Genomic DNA, 25195 nt, shown 5'->3' with positions numbered 1-25195 from the left:
GCACAGCTTAATACGCACGCGAAAATCCGCTCCCGATAGCACAGCCTAAGCTAAATCAACGTACTTGTTGCAAGTGTCCGTACAGTTTGGCGTACAACCCACCATCGGCAATCAACTGCTGATGGTCGCCATCCTCGGCGATGTGCCCGCCATCGAACACCAACACTCGGTCAGCCTGCTTCACCGCAGACAGCCGGTGGGCGATGATCAGTGTAGTACGCCCGCTGAGAAACCGCGCCAGTGCCTGGTGCAGGTTGTATTCGGTCGCCGCATCCAATGCAGACGTGGCCTCGTCCAGAATCACCACTTTAGGCTCGGCGAGCACCATGCGGGCAATCGCCAGGCGTTGCCGCTGGCCACCGGAAAAGCGCACGCCCGAACGCCCGACCACGCTGTCCAGGCCCAAGGGCAATGCCTTGACAGTAGCATCCAGTTGGGCGATTTCCAGCGCCTGCCAGCAGGCTTGATCGGTGCGGGTGCGGCCCATGGTCAGGTTGGCGCGCACGGTATCGTTGAACAGCGCAGGGTGTTGCAGCACCACCGCGACGTTCTCGCGGATGGTCTCCAGGCCAATCTCCTGCTGGGTGGCAGTGCCAAAGCCAATGCTGCCGGCCTGCGGCGTGTAGAGCCCCAGCAACAGTTGCACCAGGGTACTTTTACCGCCGCCGCTGGCGCCGACAATTGCCACCTTTTCACCCGGTGCGATGGCCAGGTTCAACTGGTTGAGTACCAGGTCTTCGCCGTAGCCGAAGTCGAGGCCACGCACTTCGATGCCGACCGTCTCGCGCCCGCTGAACGGGTCTGCGCCGCCTGGGTATTGCGGCTCATCGGCACGCGCCAGCAGCTCGTTGATGCGCGACAGCGCGCCGCCCGCCGCGTAATAGGCGTATTGCAGGTTCAGCAGTTGTTCCACCGGGCCAATCATGAACCACAGGTAACTGAACACCGCGAGCATCTGGCCGATGGACAGGTCTGAAAACAGCACGGTGAGCATGGCCGCGGCGCGGAAGATGTCGATACCGAACTGGAACAGCAAGCCACTGGCGCGGCTCGACGCGTCGGTTTTCCACTGGGAATGAATGGCGTAGTCACGCACTTCCTGGGCAAGCTGGCCCAGCCGCCCGAGGAAAAAGCCTTGGCGGTTGCCGGCACGTACTTCCTGGATGGCATCGAGGGTTTCAGTCAGCGCCTGGGTAAAGCGTGAAGTACTGTCGTTTTCCAGCTTCTTGAGGTGCTTGACGCGCTTGCCCAATTGCACCGTGGCGTAGATCACCAACGGGTTGAACAACAGGATCAACAACGCCAGTTGCCAATGCATCCACACCAGGATCGCCGAGGTGCCGACCAGGGTCAGCATCGCCACCAGGAAGCGACTGAGGGTTTCACCCACGAATTTGTCCAGCGTGTCCAGGTCGGTCACCAGATGAGTGGTGACCGTACCGCTGCCCAGGCTTTCGTACTCACCCAGGGAGATACGCTTGAGACGCTCAATCAGACGCACGCGGATGCGGTACACGATGTCCTTGGCCAAGCGCGCAAACAGCCGCGCCTGCACCACGTTGAACACCAGCGCGCCGCAACGCAGGGCCAGGGTGACCAAGAGCATCAGGCCGATATAGCCTGCGGCTTTTTGCCAACCCAGGGGCAGCGCGTGGTTCATCACCTTGAGGGCGGCATCGCCATGGCCCAGTAGCACTTCGTCCACCAGCAACGGCAACAACAGCGGGATAGGCACGCTGCACAGGGTGGCGAGCACGGCGACGCCGTTGGCGACCCACAGGGATTTCTTGTGACGCAGGGCCAGGCGGCGAATTTCCGCCCAGGTCAGGCGGTCGGTGCGTGGAGGCTGTTCATACACAGGCAGCTCGCTCCAGCCATCGACCCAGTAACGGCGACAGCTCGGACAGCGGCTGGTAACCATTGGTCAGCAAGGCCAACTGGCCGTTGCGCTCGGCCAGCAGGGTCGGGAACCCGGCAATGCCCAGGTCCTGCACCCAAGTGAAATCGGCCGCCGTGGCCGCGTGCTGATCGGCACGGTCGAACTCGCCGGCAAACTCGATACGTGGAATGCCGGCCTGCTCGGCCAGCTCAACCAACACATGGGCGAGGGTCACGTCCCGTCCTTCGACATAGAACGCATGCTGGATCAGCCCCAGCAGCTTCCAGGCGCAATCTGGCGCCAGGCTGCGTGCGGTGACGATAGCGCGGCACGCCGGCTCCGTGTCGTAGACAAAACCGTCGGGCAGCGCGCCGTCACGCTTGAACGGCTGGCCGGTGGCGTCGGTGACGGCCTGCCAGTGTTCAAGGATGTAGCGCCGGGTAGTCGGCTCCAGCGCCGCGCCGCTGCCGGTGCGCAAGCCGCCCACCACCAGGTGCACGTCCACGCCGGCCGCCTGGGCCTGCTCCACCAGCGCTTGTGCCACCGGGGCAAAGCCCCAGCACCAGGAACACATCGGGTCCATTACATAGAGCAGGCGCGCAGACATGGCTCAGGCCTCGGAAGGGGTTTGCTTGTAGTTGTAACCAATCGGGTGCGGCATGTTGCGGGCCTTGGCCAGTTCGATCTGCTTCTGGCGGTCGATTGCACTGCGACGGGTCTTCTCCGGCAGCTTATCCCAGCAATGGGGGCAACTGATGCCCGCCACGTAATGCTCGGAGGCGCGGTCTTCTACGCTCACGGGTGTGCGGCAGGCATGACATTGATCGTAGTCGCCTTCGCTCAAGTCGTGGCGCACGGTCACGCGATTGTCGAACACAAAGCAGTCGCCCTGCCATTTGGTTTCTTCCTGGGGCACCTCTTCGAGGTACTTCAGGATACCGCCCTTGAGGTGGTAGACCTCATCGAAGCCTTCGCTGAGCATGTAGCTCGAGGCCTTCTCACAGCGAATGCCGCCAGTGCAGAACATGGCGACCTTCTTGTGCTTGGCCGGGTCGAAGTTGGCTTTGATGTAGTCGGGAAATTCGCGAAAACTGGTAGTTTTCGGGTCGATCGCGCCTTCAAAGGTGCCGATGGACACTTCGTAGTCGTTACGGGTGTCGATCAACAGCACTTCCGGGTCGCTGATCAACGCATTCCAATCCTGCGGGTCGACATAGGTACCGACTTTTTTGTTCGGGTCGACGCCTTCAACGCCCAGGGTCACGATCTCTTTCTTGAGCTTGACCTTGGTGCGATAGAACGGCTGGTCATCGCAGTAGGATTCCTTGTGGTCGATGTCGACCATGCGCGGGTCTTTTTTCAGCCAGGCCATCAGCCCGTCAATGCCTTCGCGGCTGCCGGAAACGGTGCCGTTGATGCCTTCTTCGGCGATCAGCAAGGTGCCTTTGATGCCGTTATCGACCATCGCCTGCAACAGGGGCTCGCGCAGGGCGACGTAATCTTCGAGGGTGACGAACTTATACAGTGCCGCCACGACAATCGGTTGAGTCATGGGTGTTCTCTCCAGGTGGCTACCCTCGTAAGGGGTGAACCGGATGCAAAAAAAACGCGCCGGCTAAGCGGCGCGTTGCGGATTCTATCAGGGTTACCCCATCAATGTCCGCCGGCGCAGGTCGGCGAGGCCGGGGCTGCGTCGATTGTCGCCCACTCGTCGGGCGTATAGGTATGCAGCGCCAGCGCATGGAACTCGCTCATCAGATCACCCAGGGTGGCATAGACCTTCTGATGGCGCTTGACGCGGTTGAGCCCCTCGAACTGCTGGCTGACCAGCACGGCCTTGAAGTGGGTCTGCAACCCACGGCTGTGCATGTGGCTTTCATCCAGCACGCTCAAGTGTTGCGGGGCCAGGGCGGCAAGGGCCGTTTCGATACGCTGTTGCATGGTCATTCCTGCTTACTTCTTCTTGGCCGGTGCGGCGGCTTTTGGCGCCAGCTCGTTGGTCATGTCTTCCAACAGCTTGTTCACCACCGGTACGGCGCTTTCCAGCTTGGCCTGGGTCATCTGGGCCGATTGCTGGGTCAGCTGGGGCATTTTTTCCAGGACTTTCTTGCCAAGTGGCGACTGGTAGAACGCTACCAGGTCCTTGAGCTCGGATTCGCTGAAGTTGGTGGTGTAGAGCTTGACCATGTCAGGCTTGAGCTTCGGCCAGCCGATGGCCTGGTCCAGAGCGGCGTTGGCCTTGGCCTGGTAGCTGTCCAGTACCGACTGCTTGGCGGCAGGCGCCTTGGTCTGTTCGAAACGCTGGGCGAACATTTGCTGCACTTGCATGTACACCGGGGTCCCCAGCTTGTCAGCATGGGCCAGGGTAAGGAAGGCTTCGGCACTGGCGTTGTGGCTGGCGGTATCGGCAAGAACCTGGCCGCTGGCGCAAACCAGAGCAACCGCGGTACAGATGGCACGAAGACGAGTCATCGAGTTTCCTTTTCTAGCAGGCGAGGTAAGACCCCAAGGGCGACCATTCTGCGCCTAAAAAACCTCGCGGCTCAACCCCACTCCTTGGCAAGCCCCGGTTTCACGGGGCGCGATGGCACAAATGCGCTTTTAGGGAACCCACGCTGGCCGCCAGGGCCTAAACTGACCAATCACGACTGCATAAGGAGGGTGACCGATGAGCCGTATCGAAACCGACAGCCTGGGGGAAGTACAGGTCCCTGATGACGCCTATTGGGGCGCGCAAACCCAACGTTCGCTGGTCAATTTCGCGATTGGCGAGCAGCGCATGCCGCTGGCGGTATTGCATGCCCTGGCCCTGATCAAGAAGGCTGCGGCGCGGGTCAACGACCGCAACGGCGACTTGCCCGCCGATATTGCCCGCCTGATCGAGCAGGCTGCCGACGAAGTCCTGGACGGCCAGCATGACGACCAGTTCCCGCTGGTGGTCTGGCAGACCGGCAGTGGCACCCAGAGCAACATGAACGCCAACGAAGTGATCGCTGGCCGCGCCAACGAACTGGCCGGCAACAACCGCGGCGGCAAGAGCCCGGTGCACCCCAACGATCACGTCAACCGTTCCCAGAGTTCCAACGACTGCTTCCCCACCGCCATGAGCATTGCTGCGGTGCAAGCGGTGAACAAGCAACTGCTGCCGGCAATCGCCACTTTGTCCGGTGGGCTGGCAGAATTGGCCGCGCGGCATATGAAGCTGGTCAAGACCGGCCGTACCCACATGATGGATGCCACACCGATCACCTTCGGCCAGGAACTTTCGGCGTTTATCGCCCAGCTCGATTACGCCGAGCGTGCGATCCGCAGCGCCCTGCCCGCGGTGTGCGAGCTGGCCCAGGGCGGCACCGCCGTCGGCACCGGCCTCAATGCCCCCCATGGCTTTGGCGAGGCGATTGCTTCCGAGCTGGCCGCGTTGTCGGGTCTACCCTTTGTGACCGCGCCGAACAAATTCGCCGCCCTCTCCGGCCATGAGCCGCTGGTGACCTTGCACGGCGCGCTGAAAACCCTGGCCGTGGCGCTGATGAAAATCGCCAACGACCTGCGCCTGCTGGGTTCGGGCCCTCGCGCCGGGCTGGCCGAAGTCAAGTTGCCGGCCAACGAACCGGGCAGTTCGATCATGCCCGGCAAGGTCAACCCCACACAATGCGAAGCGCTGTCGATGCTGGCCTGCCAGGTGCTGGGCAACGACGTGACCATCGGCATGGCCGCCAGCCAAGGGCACTTGCAGTTGAACGTGTACAAACCGGTGATCATCCACAACCTGCTGGAGTCGATTCGCCTGCTGGCCGATGGCTGCAACAACTTCCAGGAGCATTGCATTGCTGGCCTCGAACCCGACGCCGAGCAAATGGCCCAGCACCTGGAACGCGGGCTGATGCTGGTCACCGCCCTCAACCCGCATATCGGCTACGACAAGTCAGCCGAAATCGCCAAGAAGGCTTACGCCGAAGGGCTGACACTGCGTGAGGCTGCACTGGAGCTGGGCTACCTCACCGATGCCGAGTTTGACCAGTGGGTGCGCCCGGAAAACATGCTCGGCGCTTAAACCGACATCCGCAGCCGCCGGGCCCTGAGCCCGGCGAGCAGCGAAGGCGCCAGCGCGACCATCGCCGAGCCAGTCACCACCACCAAAGCCCCCACATACCCCAAGGCATTGATCTCTTCGGCTTGCACATAGTCCGGCCACAGCCAGGCCGCCACTGCCACCGCCACAAAGGTCACCAACGGCGTCAACGCCAGGGTCGCACTGACCCGCGAGGCTTCCCAATGCGCCAGGGCTTCGGCAAATGCGCCGTAGGCCACCAGCGTATTCATGCAGCACGCCAGCAGCAGCCAGCCTTGCAACGGGCTCAACTGCAACGCCTCCAGCGGGTGCGCCCAAGGCGTGAGCAACACCGCGCACGACAGGTAGATCACCATCATCACCTGCAATGAATTCCATACCGTCAGCAACTGCTTCTGCCCCAGTGCATAGAACACCCAGATGGTGGTGGCGAGCAGGATCGTCAGCACACCGGCGGTGTAGGTGCCCATGGACGTCAGCAACTCCACCAGGCGTTGGTTGAAAAACAAGCCAAAGCCTGCGATCAGCACCACCAGCCCCACACCCTGCCCCAGACTGAAGCGCTCCTTGAACACAAACACACTGGCAACCATCAGAAAGATCGGCCCCATCTGCACCACCAACTGCGCAGTGCCTGGGCTGAGCATTTTCAGGCCAACCAGGTACAACACGTAGTTGCCCACCAGGCCACACACCGCCATGCCCACCAGCCACCCACCCTTGGGGCCAAGCACTTTGCGGCTGGGCAGACGTTTGGTGGCGGCCAGGTAAACGAACAGGCACGTGCCCGCTACCATGAGGCGAAACCAGGTCACGGTGATCGGGTCCATCACCTGCAACACTTGCTTGAGCTTGATCGGGAGAATGCCCCACAGAAACGCGGTCAGCAGGGTCAGGAAGAAACCGTAGACCCAGCGGCCGGAAGAGATGTGCATGAGTGCCCCAGATGCCAGAGGAAGTGGAGCAGGCATTCTAGGGGCAAGTCACTGAGTTCGGATACGTCACAGTCTTGAATGTGGGGGCTGGCTTGCCTGCGATGGCGATTTATCTGTGTCCAATCTGTCGCTGACCCACCGCAATCGCAGGCAAGCCAGCTCCCACATTGGCGGTATTCCAACCTGACTCAGCGTACGGCTTCGAAGAGTCCGGTGGCGCCCATCCCACCCCCCACACACATGGTGACAACCCCGTAACGCAGGTTGCGCCGTTGCAGTTCGCGCACCAGGTGCCCCACCTGCCGCGAGCCGGTCATGCCGAACGGGTGCCCGATGGAAATCGAGCCGCCGTTGACATTGTATTTGGCGTTATCGATCTCCAGGCGATTGCGTGCGTAAAGGCACTGGGAAGCAAAGGCCTCATTGAGTTCCCACAAGTCGATATCCGCCACCTGCAAACCCTTGGCCTTGAGCAACTTGGGCACCGAGAACACCGGGCCGATGCCCATCTCGTCCGGCTCGCAACCGGCCACGGTAAAGCCACGGAAGAACGCCTTGGGCTTGAGCCCCAGTTCCAGAGCTTTTCCCAGGCTCATCACCAGGGTCATCGACGCACCGTCGGAGAGCTGCGAGGAGTTACCTGCCGTCACCGAGCCATCCTCGGCAAACACCGGCTTCAAGCCGCTGAGGCTGGCCAGGGTGGTGTCCGGGCGGTTGCAGTCGTCCCGGTCTACCACGCCATCCAGGATCTGCACCGCGCCAGTGTTCTTGTCCTCGACCTTGTACTTGACCGCCATCGGCACGATTTCATCGTTGAACAAGCCATCAGCCTGGGCCTGGGCGGTGCGTTGCTGGCTTTGCAGCGCATAAAGGTCCTGGTCTTCGCGGCTGACGTGATAGCGGCGCGCAACGATTTCGGCGGTCTGGCCCATGGGGAAGTAAATGCCCGGCACCTGTTCCTTAAGCAGCGGGTTGATCAGGTTATCGGTGTTGACGCTCTTCATGGTCAGGCTGATGGACTCCACGCCACCGGCAACAATGATGTCGCTGCAGCCCGAAGCGATCTGGTTGGCGGCAATGGCAATCGCCTGCAAGCCCGACGAACAGAAGCGGTTGAGGGTCATGCCCGCCGTACCGGTGCCCAGTTGCGAGAGCACCGCCACATTGCGCCCGATGTTATAGCCCTGGGCGCCTTCGTTGGAGCCGGCACCGACGATGCAGTCTTCCACCGTCGCCGGGTCTATACCGTTGCGGGCCAGCAGCGCATTGACACAATGGGCCGCCATGTCATCGGGACGGGTCTGGTTGAACTTGCCGCGAAAGGATTTGGCCAGGCCGGTTCGCACGCTGTCGACGATCACTACTTCACGCATGGGCTACCTCGATCTTGTGGTTGTGGATCGAGGATAGATCCAGGCCTGGCCGACCGCGATGATCATTCACTGCGTGGATGCAAAAGCATGGAGCCTCTGTAGGAGCGAGCTTGCTCGCGAAAAACTAATAGGCGCCGCGTTCACTCAGGAAACACGCGTAATCGTTGACGTTTTTCGCGAGCAAGCTCGCTCCTACAGGCTATTTCTTTTTCTTCTTGTCGTGCTTGTCGCTTTTGTCAAACGCTTCTTCCAGCGCACGGTTGATGGTGCGCAGCACCTTGACCCGCGCCCAGCGCTTGTCGTTGGCCTCGACCAGAGTCCAGGGCGCCACCTCGGTGCTGGTGCGGTCAACCATATCGCCCACTGCCGCGCGGTAGTCGTCCCACTTGTCGCGATTGCGCCAGTCGTCTTCGGTGATCTTGAAGCGTTTGAAGGGGATTTCTTCACGGGCCTGGAAGCGCTCCAGTTGCGTCTCCTTGTCGATGGCCAGCCAGAACTTGACCACGATCACCCCCGCATCGCGCAGTTGCTCTTCGAAGTCATTGATCTCGCCATAGGCGCGCATCCAGTCCGCAGGGGTACAGAAGCCTTCGATGCGTTCCACCAGCACGCGGCCGTACCAGGAGCGGTCAAACACGGTGAACATGCCGCGCGCCGGGATTTTCTGCCAGAACCGCCATAGATAAGGCTGGGCCCGTTCGTCTTCGCTGGGCGCGGCAATCGGCACGATGTGGTACTGGCGCGGGTCCAGTGCTGCCGCCACTCGACGGATCGCCCCACCCTTGCCCGCCGCGTCGTTGCCCTCGAACACGCTTACCAGCGCGTGCTTGCGCATACGTTTGTCGCGCATCAGGCCAGAGAAGCGCGCCTGTTCGGTAATCAGTTGCTCTTCATAGTCGTCCTTGTCCAGGCGCAGGGTCATGTCGAGGCTGTCGAGCAGGCTCTTTTGGTCCACCGAGGCAAGCAACGGCGCCGGGTTCATGCCGCTGGCCTTGACCTTGGCCTGGTTCAGGGCACTTTGCAGCCCATCGAGCAGGATCTTGCCCACGGTCAGCCCACGGTAATGGGGGTCGACGCCTTCGATCACATGCCACGGCGCGTAATCGCGGCTGGTGCGGCGCAGCACACGCTCACCGAAATGCACGAACTTGTCGTAGGTCTTGGACTGCTGCCAGTCCAATGGGCTGATGCGCCAGCTGTGCAGCGGGTCGTCGGCCAGGGCCTTGAGGCGCGCCTTCATCTGTTTTTTGGACAGGTGGAACCAGAACTTGAAGATCAGCGCACCTTCATCGCAGAGCATCTTTTCCAGACGTTCGGCGCCGGCGATGGCCTGGTCCAGGCGCGCATCCTTGATCTGCCCATGCACGCGGCCTTGCAGCATCTGGCTGTACCAGTTGCCGAAGAAAATGCCCATGCGGCCCTTGGCCGGCAGTTGCCGCCAGTAGCGCCAGGCCGGTGGACGCGCCAGTTCTTCGTCGGTCTGCTGGTCGAAGGTGCGCACTTCGATCAGGCGCGGGTCCATCCATTCATTGAGCAGCTTGACGGTTTCACCCTTGCCCGCGCCCTCGATGCCGTTGATGAGGATGATCACCGGGAAGCGTTTCTGCTGTTGCAGCTCGTACTGAACTTCCAGCAAGGCTTCACGCAAGGCCGGCACTTCGGCGTCGTAGGTGTCTTTGTCGATGGCGTGACCGATTTCGGCGGATTCGAACATGGGCAGCTCCGTTTCAAGATGGCTCAAGACTAGCGGATTGGGCCCCGACACGCGCAAGGAAATACAACCCAGCCTTGCCATGGATCAATTCAACGCCGGTTGATCGGCTAGAATGGCCGCCTTGCCTTTGCCCGCTTTCATTTTATGAGCCGCCATGAACCCCATCACCCACGCCCAGCTCGACTGGGATGACCAAGGCCGCCCGCATTCGCGGGTATTCGACGACGTGTATTTCTCCGACCAATCGGGCCTGGAAGAAACCCGCTACGTGTTCCTGGAGCAGAACCGCTTGCAGGAACGCTTCGCCGCCTTGCCCGCAGGTGGGCGCCTGGTGATTGGTGAAACTGGCTTCGGCACCGGCTTGAACTTCCTCTGCGCCTGGCAGTTGTTCGAACAGCACGCAGTCGCCGGTGCGCGGCTGCACTTCGTCAGCGTGGAAAAGTACCCCCTCAGCCATGCCGACCTGCAACGCGCCCTCGCCCTCTGGCCCGAACTGCAACCCTTGGCCGAGCAACTGCTGGCGCAATACATTGCCATCCACCAGGGTTTCCAGCGCCTGGTACTGGACAACGGCCGCGTGACCCTGACCCTGTTGATCGGCGATGCGCTGGAACAATTGCCGCAACTGGACGCCCAGGTCGATGCATGGTTTCTCGACGGGTTCGCCCCGGCGAAAAACCCCGACATGTGGACCGCCGAGCTGTTCGCCCAACTGGCGCGCCTGGCGGCACCGGGCTCGACCATCAGCACCTTCACCAGCACCGGCTGGGTAAGGCGGTTGATCAATGCAGCCGGGTTCAAGATGAAACGCACGCCAGGCATCGGCCATAAGTGGGAGATCCTGCGTGGGGAGTTTGTCGGTTGGCCCGCCGACTTACCCGCGCCGGCCCCACGTAAACCCTGGTTCGCCCGGCCACCCGCCATCGAGGGAGAACGTCATGCCTTGGTCATCGGCGGTGGCCTGGCCGGTTGCGCGACCGCCGCCAGCCTGGCCGCCAGGGGTTGGCGTGTCAGCCTTCTGGAGCGCCACGCCGGCTTGGCACAGGAAGCGTCGGGCAACCCACAGGGTGTGTTGTACCTCAAACTTTCGGCCCATGGCACGGCCTTGTCCCAACTGATAGTCAGCGGTTTTGGCCACACCCGACGCCTGCTGGAACATTTGCACCGAGGTGTCGATTGGGACGGCTGTGGCGTGTTGCAACTGGCGTTTGACGCCAAAGAGATCCAGCGTCAGGCTCAATTGGCAAACGCCTTTGCTCCGGATCTGCTGCATCTGCTGGACCGCGAGCAGGCGCAGCAAAAGGCGGGAATCGAACTGGCCCACGGCGGGTTGTTTTTTCCAGAGGGCGGTTGGGTGCATCCGCCCGCGCTGTGCCAGTGGCAGGCGAAACATCCACTGATTGAAGTGCTCACCCACCACGAGGCACTGGAACTGCACCGGCTCGACGACCAATGGCAAGCCCGCGCCGGTGACCGCGTGCTGGCCAGCGCCGGTGTCGTGGTGCTCGCCGGGGCTGCGGAGATCAAGCGTTTCCCCTTCAGTGCAGACATACCGCTCAAGCGCATCCGCGGGCAGATCACTCGGCTGGCGCAAACCTGCGCGAGTAAAGCGCTGGCCACGGTGGTCTGTGCCGAGGGCTACGTCGCGCCGGCCCGGCTTGGCGAACACACCCTGGGCGCCAGTTTTGACTTCAACAATCAAGACCTCACGCCCACGCCCGCCGAACACAGCGGCAACCTGCAGATGCTGCGCGAGATGTCTACCGACCTGCTGCAGCGCCTGGGTGCCGACCGCCTGGCGGCCGAACAACTGGAAGGCCGTGCCGCGTTTCGTTGTACCAGCCCCGACTACCTGCCCATCGTTGGGCCACTGGCCGACCATGCGGCGTTTCAGCAGGCTTATGCGGTACTGGGCAAAGACGCCCGGCAAGTGCCGCAAACGCCCTGCCCGTGGCTGCCGGGGCTGTTTCTCAATAGCGGCCATGGCTCGCGTGGCCTGATCACTGCGCCGTTGTGCGGCGAACTGCTGGCTGCATGGCTGAGTGATGAGCCCCTGCCAGTGCCCACCAGCGTAGCCGAGGCTTGCCACCCCAATCGATTTGCCCTGCGCACGCTGGTGCGAGGCCAGGGCGCTGCACAAAAAAAGCCGGATTAAAGGCAAGGCGGCTATCTGCCTTATAACTTATCGGTCTAAAACTCCACGCATAGCACTGGGTCAGTTTCTGGGTACGCGCCCTTTTGGGCGTATTGAGTATTGACCCCTCCCCAACGGAAAAACCGGTAAGGAATTTATGTGTGGACTAGCTGGCGAGTTACGCTTTGATCATCAACCTGCCGACCTGGCAGCCGTAGAACGCATCACGCACCACCTCGCCCCCCGAGGCCCCGACGCCTGGGGCTTTCATGCCCAAGGGCCGATTGCCCTGGGCCACCGCCGCCTGAAGATCATGGACCTGTCGGACGGCTCTGCCCAACCGATGGTCGACGCCCATCTGGGGCTGTCCCTGGCGTTCAATGGCGCTATCTATAATTTCCCGGAGCTGCGCCAAGAGCTGGAAGCCCTGGGTTACGCCTTCTATTCCGGCGGCGACACCGAAGTGCTGCTCAAGGGCTACCACGCCTGGGGCGAAGCGCTGCTGCCCAAGCTCAACGGCATGTTCGCTTTCGCCATCTGGGAGCGTGATGCCCAGCGTCTGTTCATCGCTCGTGACCGTCTCGGTGTGAAGCCCTTGTACCTGTCGCGCACCGGCCAACGCCTGCGCTTTGCCTCAGCGTTGCCCGCGTTGCTCAAGGGTGGGGATATCAACCCGATCCTCGATCCGGTCGCCCTCAACCACTACCTGAATTTCCACGCCGTGGTCCCTGCGCCGCGCACGTTGTTGGCCGGCATCGAAAAGCTGCCGCCCGCCAGTTGGATGCGCATCGACGCCAGCGGCAAGACCGAACAGAAAACCTGGTGGACCCTGCCCTACGGGCCCCATGAGGACGAAAAACACCTGACCCTGGAAGACTGGACCGACCGCGTGCTCGACAGCACCCGCGAAGCCGTGGCCATTCGCCAACGTGCGGCGGTGGATGTGGGGGTGCTGCTGTCCGGCGGCGTCGACTCGAGCATGCTCGTCGGCCTGCTGCGTGAAGTGGGCGTGGAGGATTTGTCGACCTTTTCCATCGGCTTTGAAGACGCCGGCGGCGAACGTGGCGACGAGTTCCAGTACTCAGACCTGATCGCCAAACACTACGGCACCCATCACCACCAACTGCGCATCGCCGAAAGCGAGATCATCGAGCAACTGCCGGCCGCCTTCCGCGCCATGAGCGAGCCGATGGTCAGCCATGACTGCATCGCCTTCTACCTGCTGTCGCGGGAAGTGGCCAAGCATTGCAAAGTGGTGCAGAGCGGCCAGGGCGCCGATGAACTGTTCGCCGGTTACCACTGGTACCCGCAAGTGGACGGTGCCAGCGACCCGTACGCGGCCTACCGCGAGGCGTTTTTCGACCGCAGCTACGACGACTACGCGGCGACCGTCGCGCCCCAATGGCTGACCGCCAACGACGCTGCTGGCGATTTCGTGCGCGAGCACTTTGCAATGCCGGGCGCCGACGCAGCGGTGGACAAGGCCCTGCGCCTGGACAGCACGGTGATGCTGGTGGACGACCCGGTCAAACGCGTCGACAACATGACCATGGCCTGGGGCCTGGAAGCGCGCACGCCGTTTCTCGACTACCGCCTGGTAGAACTGTCGGCCCGTGTGCCGGCCCAGTTCAAGCTGCCCGACGGCGGCAAACAGGTGCTCAAGGAAGCGGCGCGTCGGGTGATCCCCAGCGAAGTCATCGACCGCAAGAAAGGCTACTTCCCGGTGCCCGGCCTCAAGCACCTGCAGGGCGATACCTTGAATTGGGTGCGCGAGTTGCTGCTGGACCCGAGCCAGGACCGCGGGCTGTTCAACCCGGCCATGCTCGACCGCTTGCTCACCGACCCGCAAGGCCAATTGACCCCGCTGCGCGGCTCCAAGCTGTGGCAGCTGGCGGCGCTGAACCTGTGGCTGAGCGAACAAGGAATCTGATCCATGAAACCGAATGCCGCGGCTTACAGCCAACGCTTACTCAAGGGCCAGGCGCCGACCTACGAGCGCCTGCAAGCGCGCCTGGCCGAAGATGGCAGCGCACTGGCCGCCGACCCGATTGCCGTGCATTGCGGCTGGGGCCGTTTGTTGATCGGCCACACCTTTCCCGACCCGGCAAGCCTGGCTCAGGAACTGCTCAACGAGCAGCCCGGCGAGCGTGATATCGCGCTGTACGTGGCCGCGCCTCAGCAAATCCTGGGCATTGACCCGCAGCAACTGTTCCTCGACCCGTCCGACACCCTGCGCCTGTGGTTCACCGACTACCGCCCGGCCACCCGTGTATTTCGCGGCTTTCGTATTCGCCGGGTACAGAGCGAGGCCGACTGGCAAGCGGTCAACCACCTGTACCAGGGCCGCGGGATGCTGCCTGTCGACCCGGAACGCCTCACCCCACGTCATCAAGGCGGCCCGGTGTACTGGCTGGCCGAAGACGAAGACAGCGGCGCGGTGATTGGCAGCGTGATGGGCCTCAATCATCACAAGGCCTTCCAGGACCCGGAGAACGGATGCAGCCTCTGGTGTCTGGCCGTCGACCCTCAATGCACCCGCCCTGGCGTCGGTGAAGTGTTGGTGCGCCACTTGGTGGAGCACTTCATGAGCCGAGGCTTGAGCTACCTGGACTTGTCGGTGCTGCACGATAACCGCCAGGCCAAGAGCCTTTACGCCAAGCTCGGCTTTCGGGCGTTGACCACCTTTGCAATCAAGCGCAAGAACGGTATCAATCAACCGCTGTTTCTGGGCCCGGGGCCGCAGGCGGAGTTCAACCCTTACGCGCGCATCATTGTCGAAGAAGCCCACCGACGCGGTATTGATGTGCAAGTGGACGATGCCGATGCGGGCCTGTTCACCCTTAGCCACGGCGGGCGTCGCGTGCGTTGTCGTGAGTCCCTGAGCGACCTGACCAGCGCCATCAGCATGACCCTGTGCCAGGACAAGAGCCTCACCCACAAGGTGCTCAAGGCGGCGGGCCTGCAGGTGCCGGTGCAACAGTTGGCGGGCAGCGCCGACGACAACCTGGAGTTTCTCGACGAACACCAGCGCATCGTGGTCAAGCCGCTGGATGGCGAGCAAGGCCATGGCGTCGCCGTGGATCTGCGCAGCATCGAAGACGTGCAGCAGGCGATCGAAGCGGCGCGCCAGTTCGACAGCCGCGTGTTGCTGGAAAGCTTCCACGAAGGCCTGGACCTGCGGATTCTGGTGATCGGTTTTGAAGTGGTCGCGGCTGCGATTCGTCGCCCTGCCGAAGTGATCGGCGACGGCCAACATTCAATTCGCGCGTTGATCCAGGCGCAAAGCCGTCGTCGCCAGGCGGCCACCGATGGCGAGAGCAAAATCCCGCTGGATGCAGAAACCGAGCGTACCCTCAAAGCCGCAGGTTACGACTACAACAGCATCCTGCCCCGTGGCGTGCAACTGGCCGTGCGACGCACCGCCAACCTGCACACCGGGGGTTGCCTGGAAGATGTCACGGCGATCCTGCACCCCACGCTGGTGGACGCGGCCGTGCGTGCGGCCCGTGCCCTGGATATCCCCATGGTCGGCCTGGACCTGATGGTACCTGCGGCCGACCAGCCAGAGTATGTGTTTATCGAAGCCAACGAACGGGCCGGCCTGGCCAACCATGAACCGCAACCCACGGCTGAGAAGTTTGTGGATTTGTTGTTTCCACACAGTCAGCCAGCTACCTGACTACCGATCGTTCCCACGCTCCGCGTGGGAATGCAGCCTGTGACGCTCTGCGTCACCACAGTGGACGCAGAGCGTCCCTGAGGCATTCCCACGCAGAGCGTGGGAACGATCGCACGATCGCAGCGCGTCGATCGCCCTCAACTCATCAGGAGTTTCCATGACCCGAACCATTCCCGAACCCGATCTCGCGTACCTGCAAAAAGTGCTGCTGGAAATGCTCGCCATTCCCAGCCCCACCGGTTTTACCGACACCATCGTGCGTTACGTCGCCGAACGCCTGGAAGAGCTCGGCATTCCGTTTGAAATGACCCGGCGCGGCACCATTCGCGCCACCCTCAAGGGCCAGAAAAACAGCCCTGACCGCGCCGTCTCCGCCCACCTGGACACCATCGGCGCCGCCGTGCGTGCGATCAAGGACAACGGGCGCCTGACCCTGGCGCCGGTGGGCTGCTGGTCGAGCCGCTTTGCCGAAGGTAGCCGGGTCAGCCTGTTCACCGACAACGGCGTGATTCGCGGCAGCGTATTACCGCTGATGGCCTCCGGGCACGCATTCAACACCGCCGTGGATGAAATGCCGGTGAGCTGGGACCATGTCGAGCTGCGCCTGGACGCCTACTGCGCCACGCGTGCCGACTGCGACTCCCTGGGCATCAGTGTGGGTGACTACGTGGCGTTCGACCCACTGCCCGAGTTCACCGAGAGCGGGCATATCAGCGCTCGCCACCTGGACGACAAGGCCGGCGTCGCCGCCCTGCTCGCCGCGCTCAAGGCCATCGTCGACAGTGGCGAACCCTTGCTGATCGACTGCCACCCGCTGTTCACCATTACCGAGGAAACCGGCAGTGGCGCAGCGGCCGCCCTGCCCTGGGATGTAAGTGAGTTTGTCGGCATCGATATCGCCCCGGTCGCCCCCGGCCAGCACTCCAGCGAACACGCGGTGAGCGTGGCCATGCAGGACTCCGGCGGGCCCTATGATTATCATCTGTCCCGCCACTTGCTGCGCCTGGCGTCGGAGAACGACCTGCCGGTACGCCGCGATCTGTTCCGCTATTACTTCAGCGATGCGCACTCGGCGGTCACCGCCGGCCATGATATACGCACCGCCCTGCTGGCCTTCGGTTGTGACGCCACCCACGGTTACGAGCGTACCCATATAGACAGCCTGGCCGCCCTGAGCCGCTTGCTGGGCGCTTACATCCTCAGCCCGCCGGTATTTGCCAGCGATGCGCAACCGGCCCAGGGCTCACTGGATCGGTTCAGTCATCAGATCGAGCATGAAACGCAAATGGAGAGCGACACCCGCGTGCCGTCGGTAGACAGCCTGGTCGGCCAGAAGTCCTGACGCGGTGAGTTGATACTGGCAACAAAGGTCCCGGCGCAGTAGCATCGCCGGGACCTGACACCTGAGGCTTGTATGCTGATTCCCTACGATGCACTTGAAGTCGATACCCTGACCCGCCTCATCGAAGACTTTGTCACCCGCGACGGCACCGATAATGGCGACGACACGCCCCTGGAAACCCGCGTGCTGCGCGTGCGCCAGGCGCTGACCAAAGGCCAGGCGCTGATCGTCTTCGACCCCGAGAGCGAGCAATGCCAGTTGATGCTCAAGCACGATGTGCCCAAGCACCTGTTCGACTGAAAAGCTGCGCCTAAAGGTTGGGTACCGGCACGGGATGGGTAGCCTGGCCCTCGCCTTTGAGAATCTTGCGGTACACCTCGGAGCGGTACACGTTGACGCCCATCGGCGCCTCGATGCCAAACTTCACATGAGTGCCGTTCACGTCAAGGATATGCACGGTGATGTCATCGCCAATGGCGATGGCTTCGCCTATGGCACGGCTTAAGACCAGCATGGCGGTAGTCCTTTTCCAGTAACAGGACCTCGACCATGCCCCCTTGGCGCTGGACCGACAATGGCTTGCGGGCAAATCAGGCATCTCCTACACAGGTAGGTAACTTGCCTGACAGACCCCAGCCAAATCAGGCCTTAACAGCCTGCGCCTTGGCGCGCATCTTGTCGGCCATCAGGGTCATTTCGTCATACAGCAACTGCGGATTTTTCTGTTTCAACGCCCAAGCCATGCGGCCTTGCTCGTGGGGCAGGATCATGAATTCGCCTTCGGCCACGCGCTGGTAAATGTAGTCGGCAATATCCGCCGCCGAGATGGGCGAACTCTCAAGCAACTTGCCCACTTGAGCCTTCATGGCTGGGGTTGGCCCACGGAACGAGTCGAGCAGGTTGGTCTGGAAAAACGACGGGCACACCACATGCACGCCCACTTCCTGTTGCTTGAGCTCCACCAACAGGCTCTCGGACAACGCCACCACGCCCGCCTTGGCCACGTTGTAGTTACTCATGGCGGGGCCCTGCATCAGCGCTGCCATTGACGCGATGTTGATGATGCGGCCCTTGCTCTTTTCCAGCAGCGGCAGGAACGCCTTGCAGCCTTTGACGACGCCCATCAGGTTGATTGCGATCTGCCAGTCCCAATCCTCCAGGGACAGTTCAGCGAAGAACCCGCCCGAGGCCACGCCGGCGTTATTGACGATCACATCGATGCCCCCGAGCTTCACCTCACAGGCCTGGGCGAAGGCCGTGAGCTGGCTGTAGTCACGCACGTCACAGCGCTGGATAAAGCCATCCCCCCCTGCTTCGCGAACCTGCTTGAGGGTTTCCTGCAAACCGGGCTCGCTGACATCAGACAACGCCAACTGCCAGCCTTCACGGGCCCAGCGCAGAGCGATTTCGCGACCCAGGCCAGACCCGGCGCCAGTGATCATCATGCGGTTTTGCATAGGAGGTAGCCTTGTGGTTCACGAAAGAAGTGACCGGCAGTGTAGCGAAGGTTTTTGCTCTACCCACGCACCATCAGGGTGATGAATGCCCCGGGCAAACCGCGGGCCCGGTCGCAAGCGTGCCTATCGACTAAGTTCAATTTTTTTCAACTGATTAGTTCAAGTTGCGCACGCGTTAAAAGAAATAAGCGTCACATCAAAATGTTTTATAAAAACAATGAATTTTCTACGAAGTAGCAGAGTCGGAATGGGTAAGGCGTCCCACTGTACATGGACGAACCAACGGTTAAACAGCCGGTTTTTGCAAAGAACCTATAAGGAATAAAACCATGAGCCTCATTCTGATTATTATCCTGATCCTGCTGCTGGTCGGTGGCCTGCCCGTGTTCCCGCACTCGCGTAACTGGGGTTATGGACCGTCGGGTATCCTGGGTGTGGTGCTGGTTGTTCTGCTGGTGCTGTTGTTGCTCGGCAAGATATAAACGCCGCGCTACGCTTTTTGTAGGAGCGAGCAAGCTCTCTCCTACAAGTAAGAAAGCAAAAAAAAGAGGCCCTCTAGAGGGCCTCTTTTTTATTGCCGGTCAGTTAGTCCGGTTTGCCATCTACCACACCTGCGGTGTTATCCAGCAGGCTCTTGGTCGCGGTCTGCAGGAACGACTCGAGCTTCTGCTTGAGCACAGCTTCGTCCGGCGACTCAGGAATCACCTTGCCAGTCGGCTCGGCGCCCAGTGTGTATTCCCACAACTTGGGTGGCATTTCCTTGGGCAATACCAGTACGCGGTCGCCGGTGAGCAAGGCCACGGTCTGGTCGCTGCCCGATGGCTTGATCACGCCGAAACCCTTGTCACCTTCCGGCAGGTTCAGCAGGTCGCGGCCCCAGCACTGGTGCAAGGTATCGCCGCCCAGGCGGCCCATGATGGTCGGCACGATGTCGATCTGGGTGCCCACGGTGTGGTCACGCTCACCGAACTTCTCGCGCATGCCCGGTGCAATCATCAGCATCGGCACGTTGAAGCGACCCAGGTCCATCTCGGTGATCTGCTGCTCATTGCCAAAGCCGTGGTCACCGACGATCACGAACAGGGTTTCCTTGAAGTACGGCTCCTTGCGGGCCTTTTCAAAGAACTGGCCCAAGGCCCAGTCGGAGTAGCGCATGGCCGTCAAATGCTCGTTGAGGCTGCCACGGTCGGTGACTTTCTCTACCGGCAACGGGGTCGGCAATGCGTACGGCGTGTGGTTGGACAGGGTTTGCAGCAGTGCGTAGAACGGCTTGCCGCCTTCGCGGGCCTTCAGTTCTTCCAGGCCACGGTTGAACATGTCCTGGTCGGACACGCCCCATGTAGGGTCGGAGAACACCGGGTCGACGAAGTCATTGCGGCCGATGAAGTTGGTCATGCCCTGGTTGCTGAAGAAGCCCGACTGATTGTCCCAGGCAAAATCGCCGTTGTAGACATACACATCGTCGAAATCACGCGCACTGAGCAACTGCGGCAGGCCCGACAGCTTGTGGCTGCCTTCCGGAGTCTGCATCAGGTATTCGAAACCCGGCAGGTTCGGGAAGCAGGCCATGGTGGCGAACATACCCTGGTGGGTGTGGGTGCCGTTGGAGAAGAAGCGGTCGAACAGCAAGCCCTCGTGGGTCAACTTGTCGAAGTACGGGGTGATATTGCCCGGACGTCCCAATGCGCCCACCGAATGACCAGCGAAGCTTTCCATCAGGATCACCACGACGTTCTTGATCGGCAGGGTTTTCTCGGCCGGTGGCGTGAAGTCACGGCGCACGGCAGCGGTGTCGGTGTCTACCAGCTTCTCTTGCGGCAGCACCAGCATGTCACGCACGGTCTGGGTGGCCAGCGGTTGTTCCAGGGTCGCCTTCCAGATGTTGGCGCGGTCTTCACCAAAGCGCGCCTTGGCCGCCGCGATCAGCGACAAGGTGCCATTGAGGCCCAACTGGTTGGCGAAGTTCGAATCGGTGGTGTAGACGTCACCCCAACGCAGCGGTGGCCCCTGGCGCAGGGTGCCACGGATGGCGACCACGGCGACCAGCAGGCAAACCATGAACACTGCGATGCGGCTGTACCATGGCGCCACCTGGCGCGTGCTGATAGTGCCGCCGCTGAACGGGCCCCGTGGGCGCGTTGCGCGGTCAGCGCCCTTGAAGGCCATGCTCAGGATCAGCGTGCCCACGGCCCAGGCCAGCAGGTAACGCACCACCGGGAAACCGTACCAGAGCATGCTCATCACGGTTTTCGGGTCTTCCTTCACATACTGGAAGACCAGGCCGTTGAGGCGCTGGTGGAATTCGCGGTAGAAGTCCATCTCCATCAGGCCAAGGAACAAGGCGATGCTGGACGCGACGGTCAGCCACAAACGGAAGAACCCGCGCGCTGCCATGGCCCGCACGCTGAACAGCGCCAACAGCAGCGGGATCAGCAGGTACATCACCAGGCGAATGTCCAGGCGCAGCCCGTTGGCGAAGGCTTCGAGGAACGTCGAAGCCGGCGTATCGAGGATCATCTCGCGGTTGTAGACCAGCAACGCCAGGCGCAGCAGGGAAAACATCACCATCATGACCAGTGCGCAGAGCAGCGTGTACGCCAGATGGGATTTGACGGTCGGTTGCAGCAGGCGATTTGAAGCTCGCTGCTGATTCAGGGCGTCCGGGTTTGCCATGTCGTTTTAGGACCCATTGGAAGTTTAAGTTGCGAAATAATGCAGTGGCGTCCGTCCCTCGCCCAGGCTGGCTGGGGTAGGCGGTTAACGCGGTGGCACAAATGGTGCCCGATCAAGGCCGGCAAGGCTATTAATTACTGAACGCATGCCACGGCCCTGCCTTTAAGGGCGCTGGAGATAGAGCCCTGGCAGCCGGATAAAGCCGGAGAATTGTCTTGGATGGGATGTGAAAATTTCGTGCGGCGAATACTTTCGACACACAAATTTAATTAACGCCGTAAACCCCACTGTGGGAGCTGGCTTGCCTGCGATAGCGGTGTGTCAACCAATACAATGCAAGCTGACCCACCGCTATCGCAGGCAAGCCAGCTCCCACATTGACTGTGCCCGCTCCAAATCGAGTGGGACGTCAGATCCGCACGTTACCGCGCGGCCCGGCGATAGCCCAGATGATCAGGCCCAGCACTGGCAACAGCAGGATCAACAGGATCCACAACACTTTGGCGCCGGTGCTGGCGCCGCTTTTGAACACGTTGATGATCGCCCAGATATCCAGCGCGAGGATGATCAGGCCAATCAGACTATTAAACGTGGAACCCATGGTGTCGCTCCTAAGTGAGGGCATGCACTTGTAGGATAGTCAGCCTTGGCGCGGGTTCCGTTTTATTTCAGACGTGTACGGCAATCTTCAAGGCTTCAAGCGAGGGCTCGGCCTTGATGCCGACTTCGGCACACAGTTCCAGCACTCGCGCCAGGTCGTTGCCGAACACCAGCACTGCCTGGATCTCGTCATCCAACAACTGGCTGAAGTTCATCAGCACATAACCGCCATCTTCCGGGCTCAGGGCGCTCATCTGGATCTGGATGCGGTTGAGCGCGGTCAGGTCTTCGGTCTTGGCCAGTTGCTTGGGCTTGAGGTTGAACGCCACGCCCGGACCGAACGACGCAACGATCTGGGCAAACAGGTCGCCATAGGTATCGGCCTGGAACAACACCGTGTCCGGCAGGCTACCGACCACCACCCACTCCCCCAGCGGGATCGGGAAACTGTCGTCGTAGTTGATATCCGGATTGGCCGCCAGGAACGCCGCCGGGTCCGCGTAGGCCTGGGCCGCTTCTTCGGCGATACGCGCTACTTCATCGTCCCCCATGACGCCGGCGCTGATTTTGCTGATGAGTTCGACGAGGGCGGTTTTCATGGGGCGATCCTGTAACGGGCAAGTTTTGAAGGGCGCGTAGCCTACACCAGTTTCTGTAACTGCGCCGCCGTATCCACCGCGCCCATGGTCTGCGCCGCGGCCAGTGCCGTCGCGCCTTGTGCATCGGTGGCCTTGGGGTTTGCGCCTTTACCAAGCAGATAGTCAACCATGTCAACGCGGTTGAACATCGCCGCCATCATCAAGGCCGTACGCCCGTCCGAGGAGGCCGCGTCAATCGGCGTGCCGCCCTCGATCAACGCCTGGACCACCGGCAGATTGCCTTTGAACGCCGCGCCGGCAATCGGCAACTGGTTCTTGTCGTTGGCGATCAGGGGGTCGGCCTTGAACTCCAGCAGCACTTTGACCGCCTCGGCATGGCCGTGGTACGCCGCGAGCATCAACAGGGTGTCGCCATTGTGATTACGAAAGTTGGCCGGCAGGCCTTTCGCCAACAGTGCGGCAAGCATGGCGGCGTCGCCGCGCCGCGCGACGTCGAAGACTTGCTCGGCAAACTCGGCGGCTTCGTCTTCGGTCATTTGTTTAGGCTGATCTGACATGGGGGCTCCTTGCTGAGGCGACTGACATAACTGTTTAAGGCGCCCAGTGTCGCGATGGAGTTCCCCGGTGTCATGGCTTTTTTGTCAAAAGCCGCCATAGCCAGAATCAATAACGGAATTGCCCGCCCTGGATCTGCGCCAGCAATTGCCCGGTCACCGGCACATAGCTGTCCGAACCCGGCAACCAGGCGTAGACCGGGTCATTGCCAGCCTTGTCCGGGTCGAACCCTTGCTCCTTGAGCTTCACTTTCTGGTACTTGAACGTGCCGGTGGTTTCCATCTTCACCTTGATCCGCAAAAACAACGGCACCGCATAAGGGGGCAGCTGACCGTGGGCGAATTGCAGCAGTTCGCGCATGTCCAGGCTGGCCAGGGATTCGCTGGGGGTGATGGCGACCATGCCTGCGCGGCCGTTGGTGTTGTCGATCTCGACGCCATAGGCCACCACTTCAGCGATCTGCGGGTGTTTCAGCAGGACGTTTTCCACCTCGGTGGTCGAGACGTTTTCGCCCTTCCAGCGATAGGTATCCCCCAGGCGATCGACAAATTGCGCATGGCCGAAACCGATGCTGCGAACCAGGTCGCCGGTGTTGAAATAGCGGTCGCCTTTTTCGAATACGTCGGTCAGTACCACCTTGCGGTTCTTTTCCGGGTCGGTGTAACCGTCGAAGGGCGACTTATCATCAATGCGCGCCAATAACAGGCCCTGCCCGCCAGTGGGCACCTTGACCATGAACCCATTGTTGCCGCGCAGCGGTTCGCCGGTGTCATGGGCGTAATCCACCAGCGCCCAATGCTGCAGGCAAAAGCCGATGGTGTTGTCAAAATTCAGCACGTTGGTAAAGCCGATATTGCCGTCGCTGGCGGCATACAGTTCGCAGATATGCTCCACGCCATAACGCTGCTTGAACTGCGCCCACACACCGGGGCGCAGGCCGTTGCCGACCATCTTGGTCACCTGGTTATCACGGTCCTGCGCACTCGCGGGCTGGTCGAGCAGATAGCGGCACAGCTCACCGACATAGCCCAGAGTGGTCGCCTTGAACTGGCGTGCATCGTCCCAGAACTGGCTGGCGCTGAATTTGCGCCGAATGGCAAAGCCGGACGCGCCGATAATCGACGCCCCCCAGCACACGCACAGGCCGGTGGCGTGGTATAGCGGCAAGGTGCAATAGAGGACGTCCTGCGGCCCCATGTCCAGAGCGATACTGCCGAAGCTCACGGCGGTTTTGGTCCAGCGCCCGTGCTTCATGATGCCGGCCTTGGGCAAGCCGGTGGTGCCGGAGGTGTAGATATAGAAGCAGGGATCGTGGAAGAACACCTGCGCGGAACTCGCCGGGTTGTCCACCGGGCTTTCGGCACTGGCGGCCATCAGGTCGATGTAGCCGTCGGGCACCCTACTGCCCGGCTGATCGGCCACGAACCAAGTGCGCTCGGCCGGGATCTGGACTTGATCGCGCACTGCTGCGTAAGGGCTCAGCAATTCGGCACCGACCACAATGGCAACCGGCTTGACCAGGGTCAGGCTGTGTACCAGCGCCCCTTGAGTTTGCGCCGTGTTGAGCATGGCGCAGATGCCGCCCAGCTTGGCCACGGCCAGCACGTTGAGCAGCAACTCGGGGCGATTCTCGATAAACAGCGCTACCACATCGCCCTTGCGGATGCCCTGGGCCTGCAAGTGATGGGCAATGCGATTGGCGCACTGATTGGCGTCGCGGTAGCTGATCACGCTGTCCCCATACAGCAGGGCAGCACCGTCAGGGTTACGCAAGGTGGCTTGTTCGAAATGCCAGCCCAGGCCGCAGGGTTGGTTGGGGTCGGTGACGTTGGCCGCACGCATGCCGCGCACCACCCGTGGGAGCGCCCGAACAATGGCAGGCACCTTACGCAGCATCATGCGCCAGGTGATCATGTCGACTTGCTGATGAGTCATGGAGGGACGTCCCTTTTCTTATTCTTGGTCTGGTCCAGGTACATCGACTGGTGTAGCGGAAAATACGTCAGCGGTTCTTTGGCTGTACACGCGGGATTTGAAAAGTTTTGTATCCCGTGGCGGCCGCCCGATGCCTATCCCCCTGACACTCCACCATTTAAATGTGGGAGCCGCCTTGCCTGCGATGACGGCCTGCCAGCCGACCGGGATTTTTCCTGGCAAAAGGCGGTCAGTATCATTACAGCCCTTCC

General features: G+C 61.5%; 22 protein-coding genes. 7 read left to right on the top strand and 15 right to left on the bottom strand.

Translation table 11 applies throughout. From position 1 onward, the window contains the following. Positions 1 to 55: 55 nt before the first annotated feature. The 5 genes from JFT58_RS17275 to JFT58_RS17255 all read right to left on the bottom strand — a co-directional run bounded on the left by JFT58_RS17275 (position 56) and on the right by JFT58_RS17255 (position 4351). The gene (locus JFT58_RS17275) at positions 56 to 1858 is read right to left on the bottom strand and encodes an ABC transporter ATP-binding protein (protein WP_054896311.1); all 1803 of its coding nucleotides are present in this window, start codon (positions 1856 to 1858) and stop codon (positions 56 to 58) included. Continuing rightward, positions 1851 to 2486: a DsbA family protein gene (locus JFT58_RS17270; protein WP_054896312.1), complete on the bottom strand. Its 636-nt coding sequence runs from the start codon at positions 2484 to 2486 to the stop codon at positions 1851 to 1853. Before JFT58_RS17270 ends, JFT58_RS17275 begins: the two co-directional genes overlap by 8 nt. Positions 2487 to 2489: 3 nt before the next feature. Next, the gene (trhO, locus tag JFT58_RS17265) at positions 2490 to 3431 is read right to left on the bottom strand and encodes an oxygen-dependent tRNA uridine(34) hydroxylase TrhO (protein ID WP_014719256.1); all 942 of its coding nucleotides are present in this window, start codon (positions 3429 to 3431) and stop codon (positions 2490 to 2492) included. A gap of 101 nt (positions 3432 to 3532) precedes the next feature. Then, positions 3533 to 3826, bottom strand: coding sequence for a BolA family protein (locus tag JFT58_RS17260; protein WP_054896313.1), 294 nt, complete (start codon positions 3824 to 3826; stop codon positions 3533 to 3535). A 6-nt stretch (positions 3827 to 3832) separates the two neighbouring features. Next, positions 3833 to 4351: a DUF2059 domain-containing protein gene (locus JFT58_RS17255; protein ID WP_014719258.1), complete on the bottom strand. Its 519-nt coding sequence runs from the start codon at positions 4349 to 4351 to the stop codon at positions 3833 to 3835. Between the two features lie 196 nt (positions 4352 to 4547). On the opposite strand from JFT58_RS17255, the gene JFT58_RS17250 reads away from it, so the two are divergent. Next, a complete protein-coding gene (locus JFT58_RS17250) occupies positions 4548 to 5930 on the top strand; it encodes a class II fumarate hydratase (RefSeq protein WP_014719259.1) in 1383 nt (460 codons plus the stop codon). Here JFT58_RS17250 and JFT58_RS17245 read toward each other — a convergent pair. From JFT58_RS17245 to pap, 3 genes are all read right to left on the bottom strand, one after another. Continuing rightward, on the bottom strand, positions 5927 to 6883 hold the full coding sequence (locus tag JFT58_RS17245) for a DMT family transporter (protein ID WP_054896314.1): 957 nt from the start codon (positions 6881 to 6883) through the stop codon (positions 5927 to 5929). The genes JFT58_RS17250 and JFT58_RS17245 overlap by 4 nt on opposite strands. Positions 6884 to 7071: 188 nt before the next feature. Continuing rightward, complete coding sequence (locus JFT58_RS17240; RefSeq protein ID WP_089041979.1) at positions 7072 to 8256, bottom strand: thiolase family protein; 1185 nt, start codon at positions 8254 to 8256, stop codon at positions 7072 to 7074. Between the two features lie 199 nt (positions 8257 to 8455). Then, positions 8456 to 9970 carry a polyphosphate:AMP phosphotransferase gene (gene pap, locus JFT58_RS17235; protein ID WP_054920485.1) on the bottom strand — a complete coding sequence of 505 codons (1515 nt, stop codon included), beginning with the start codon at positions 9968 to 9970 and terminating at the stop codon, positions 8456 to 8458. Between the two features lie 154 nt (positions 9971 to 10124). On the opposite strand from pap, the gene mnmC reads away from it, so the two are divergent. From mnmC to JFT58_RS17210, 5 genes are all read left to right on the top strand, one after another. Beyond that, positions 10125 to 12125 (top strand): bifunctional tRNA (5-methylaminomethyl-2-thiouridine)(34)-methyltransferase MnmD/FAD-dependent 5-carboxymethylaminomethyl-2-thiouridine(34) oxidoreductase MnmC, encoded by a 2001-nt coding sequence (gene mnmC, locus JFT58_RS17230; RefSeq protein ID WP_054896317.1) that lies wholly within the window; start codon positions 10125 to 10127, stop codon positions 12123 to 12125. Between the two features lie 136 nt (positions 12126 to 12261). Continuing rightward, on the top strand, positions 12262 to 14034 hold the full coding sequence (locus JFT58_RS17225) for an N-acetylglutaminylglutamine amidotransferase (RefSeq protein WP_014719264.1): 1773 nt from the start codon (positions 12262 to 12264) through the stop codon (positions 14032 to 14034). Positions 14035 to 14037: 3 nt separating this feature from the next. After that, positions 14038 to 15783 (top strand): N-acetylglutaminylglutamine synthetase, encoded by a 1746-nt coding sequence (gene ngg / locus JFT58_RS17220; protein ID WP_054896318.1) that lies wholly within the window; start codon positions 14038 to 14040, stop codon positions 15781 to 15783. A 157-nt stretch (positions 15784 to 15940) separates the two neighbouring features. Then, complete coding sequence (locus tag JFT58_RS17215) at positions 15941 to 17125, top strand: osmoprotectant NAGGN system M42 family peptidase (RefSeq protein ID WP_034126152.1); 1185 nt, start codon at positions 15941 to 15943, stop codon at positions 17123 to 17125. 72 nt (positions 17126 to 17197) lie between these two features. Then, positions 17198 to 17425, top strand: a complete 228-nt coding sequence (locus tag JFT58_RS17210; RefSeq protein ID WP_003192759.1) for a YheU family protein — start codon at positions 17198 to 17200, stop codon at positions 17423 to 17425. Between the two features lie 10 nt (positions 17426 to 17435). Here JFT58_RS17210 and csrA read toward each other — a convergent pair whose 3' ends face one another. Then, positions 17436 to 17639, bottom strand: a complete 204-nt coding sequence (csrA, locus tag JFT58_RS17205) for a carbon storage regulator CsrA (RefSeq protein WP_054896319.1) — start codon at positions 17637 to 17639, stop codon at positions 17436 to 17438. Positions 17640 to 17766: 127 nt separating this feature from the next. After that, positions 17767 to 18582 (bottom strand): SDR family oxidoreductase, encoded by an 816-nt coding sequence (locus JFT58_RS17200; protein ID WP_054896320.1) that lies wholly within the window; start codon positions 18580 to 18582, stop codon positions 17767 to 17769. A gap of 329 nt (positions 18583 to 18911) precedes the next feature. On the opposite strand from JFT58_RS17200, the gene JFT58_RS17195 reads away from it, so the two are divergent. Next, positions 18912 to 19064, top strand: a complete 153-nt coding sequence (locus JFT58_RS17195; protein ID WP_003192767.1) for a DUF3309 family protein — start codon at positions 18912 to 18914, stop codon at positions 19062 to 19064. Positions 19065 to 19167: 103 nt separating this feature from the next. Here the strand turns inward: JFT58_RS17195 and JFT58_RS17190 are convergent, their stop codons facing one another. The 5 genes from JFT58_RS17190 to JFT58_RS17170 all read right to left on the bottom strand — a co-directional run bounded on the left by JFT58_RS17190 (position 19168) and on the right by JFT58_RS17170 (position 24944). Beyond that, a complete protein-coding gene (locus JFT58_RS17190; RefSeq protein WP_034126149.1) occupies positions 19168 to 21255 on the bottom strand; it encodes an LTA synthase family protein in 2088 nt (695 codons plus the stop codon). 409 nt (positions 21256 to 21664) lie between these two features. Continuing rightward, entirely contained in the window at positions 21665 to 21856 is a 192-nt protein-coding gene (locus JFT58_RS17185) for a PLDc N-terminal domain-containing protein (RefSeq protein ID WP_003192770.1), read from the bottom strand. Positions 21857 to 21923: 67 nt separating this feature from the next. Then, complete coding sequence (locus tag JFT58_RS17180; RefSeq protein ID WP_054896321.1) at positions 21924 to 22454, bottom strand: hypothetical protein; 531 nt, start codon at positions 22452 to 22454, stop codon at positions 21924 to 21926. Between the two features lie 41 nt (positions 22455 to 22495). After that, complete coding sequence (locus JFT58_RS17175; RefSeq protein WP_014719271.1) at positions 22496 to 23011, bottom strand: ankyrin repeat domain-containing protein; 516 nt, start codon at positions 23009 to 23011, stop codon at positions 22496 to 22498. Between the two features lie 106 nt (positions 23012 to 23117). Next, complete coding sequence (locus tag JFT58_RS17170; protein WP_054896322.1) at positions 23118 to 24944, bottom strand: long-chain-acyl-CoA synthetase; 1827 nt, start codon at positions 24942 to 24944, stop codon at positions 23118 to 23120. Positions 24945 to 25195 lie beyond the last annotated feature (251 nt).

Source organism: Pseudomonas sp. MF6767 (assembly GCF_016405475.1).
GTDB lineage: Bacteria > Pseudomonadota > Gammaproteobacteria > Pseudomonadales > Pseudomonadaceae > Aquipseudomonas > Aquipseudomonas paracarnis.
Note: the sequence above shows the minus strand (reverse complement) of the source record. Positions and strands in the feature narration are given on the sequence as shown.

Excerpts from the sequence above, each read along its gene's own strand:
- JFT58_RS17245 (WP_054896314.1), bottom strand. The coding sequence starts at position 6,883 with ATGCACATCTCTTCCGGCCGCTGGGTCTACGGTTTCTTCCTGACCCTG.
- pap (WP_054920485.1), bottom strand. The coding sequence starts at position 9,970 with ATGTTCGAATCCGCCGAAATCGGTCACGCCATCGACAAAGACACCTAC.
- JFT58_RS17250 (WP_014719259.1), top strand. The coding sequence starts at position 4,548 with ATGAGCCGTATCGAAACCGACAGCCTGGGGGAAGTACAGGTCCCTGAT.
- JFT58_RS17225 (WP_014719264.1), top strand. The coding sequence starts at position 12,262 with ATGTGTGGACTAGCTGGCGAGTTACGCTTTGATCATCAACCTGCCGAC.
- JFT58_RS17240 (WP_089041979.1), bottom strand. The coding sequence starts at position 8,256 with ATGCGTGAAGTAGTGATCGTCGACAGCGTGCGAACCGGCCTGGCCAAA.
- JFT58_RS17215 (WP_034126152.1), top strand. The coding sequence starts at position 15,941 with ATGACCCGAACCATTCCCGAACCCGATCTCGCGTACCTGCAAAAAGTG.
- ngg (WP_054896318.1), top strand. The coding sequence starts at position 14,038 with ATGAAACCGAATGCCGCGGCTTACAGCCAACGCTTACTCAAGGGCCAG.
- JFT58_RS17255 (WP_014719258.1), bottom strand. The coding sequence starts at position 4,351 with ATGACTCGTCTTCGTGCCATCTGTACCGCGGTTGCTCTGGTTTGCGCC.
- JFT58_RS17260 (WP_054896313.1), bottom strand. The coding sequence starts at position 3,826 with ATGACCATGCAACAGCGTATCGAAACGGCCCTTGCCGCCCTGGCCCCG.
- JFT58_RS17270 (WP_054896312.1), bottom strand. The coding sequence starts at position 2,486 with ATGTCTGCGCGCCTGCTCTATGTAATGGACCCGATGTGTTCCTGGTGC.
- JFT58_RS17210 (WP_003192759.1), top strand. The coding sequence starts at position 17,198 with ATGCTGATTCCCTACGATGCACTTGAAGTCGATACCCTGACCCGCCTC.
- JFT58_RS17200 (WP_054896320.1), bottom strand. The coding sequence starts at position 18,582 with ATGCAAAACCGCATGATGATCACTGGCGCCGGGTCTGGCCTGGGTCGC.
- JFT58_RS17185 (WP_003192770.1), bottom strand. The coding sequence starts at position 21,856 with ATGGGTTCCACGTTTAATAGTCTGATTGGCCTGATCATCCTCGCGCTG.
- csrA (WP_054896319.1), bottom strand. The coding sequence starts at position 17,639 with ATGCTGGTCTTAAGCCGTGCCATAGGCGAAGCCATCGCCATTGGCGAT.
- mnmC (WP_054896317.1), top strand. The coding sequence starts at position 10,125 with ATGAACCCCATCACCCACGCCCAGCTCGACTGGGATGACCAAGGCCGC.
- JFT58_RS17195 (WP_003192767.1), top strand. The coding sequence starts at position 18,912 with ATGAGCCTCATTCTGATTATTATCCTGATCCTGCTGCTGGTCGGTGGC.
- JFT58_RS17190 (WP_034126149.1), bottom strand. The coding sequence starts at position 21,255 with ATGGCAAACCCGGACGCCCTGAATCAGCAGCGAGCTTCAAATCGCCTG.
- trhO (WP_014719256.1), bottom strand. The coding sequence starts at position 3,431 with ATGACTCAACCGATTGTCGTGGCGGCACTGTATAAGTTCGTCACCCTC.
- JFT58_RS17170 (WP_054896322.1), bottom strand. The coding sequence starts at position 24,944 with ATGACTCATCAGCAAGTCGACATGATCACCTGGCGCATGATGCTGCGT.
- JFT58_RS17175 (WP_014719271.1), bottom strand. The coding sequence starts at position 23,011 with ATGTCAGATCAGCCTAAACAAATGACCGAAGACGAAGCCGCCGAGTTT.
- JFT58_RS17180 (WP_054896321.1), bottom strand. The coding sequence starts at position 22,454 with ATGAAAACCGCCCTCGTCGAACTCATCAGCAAAATCAGCGCCGGCGTC.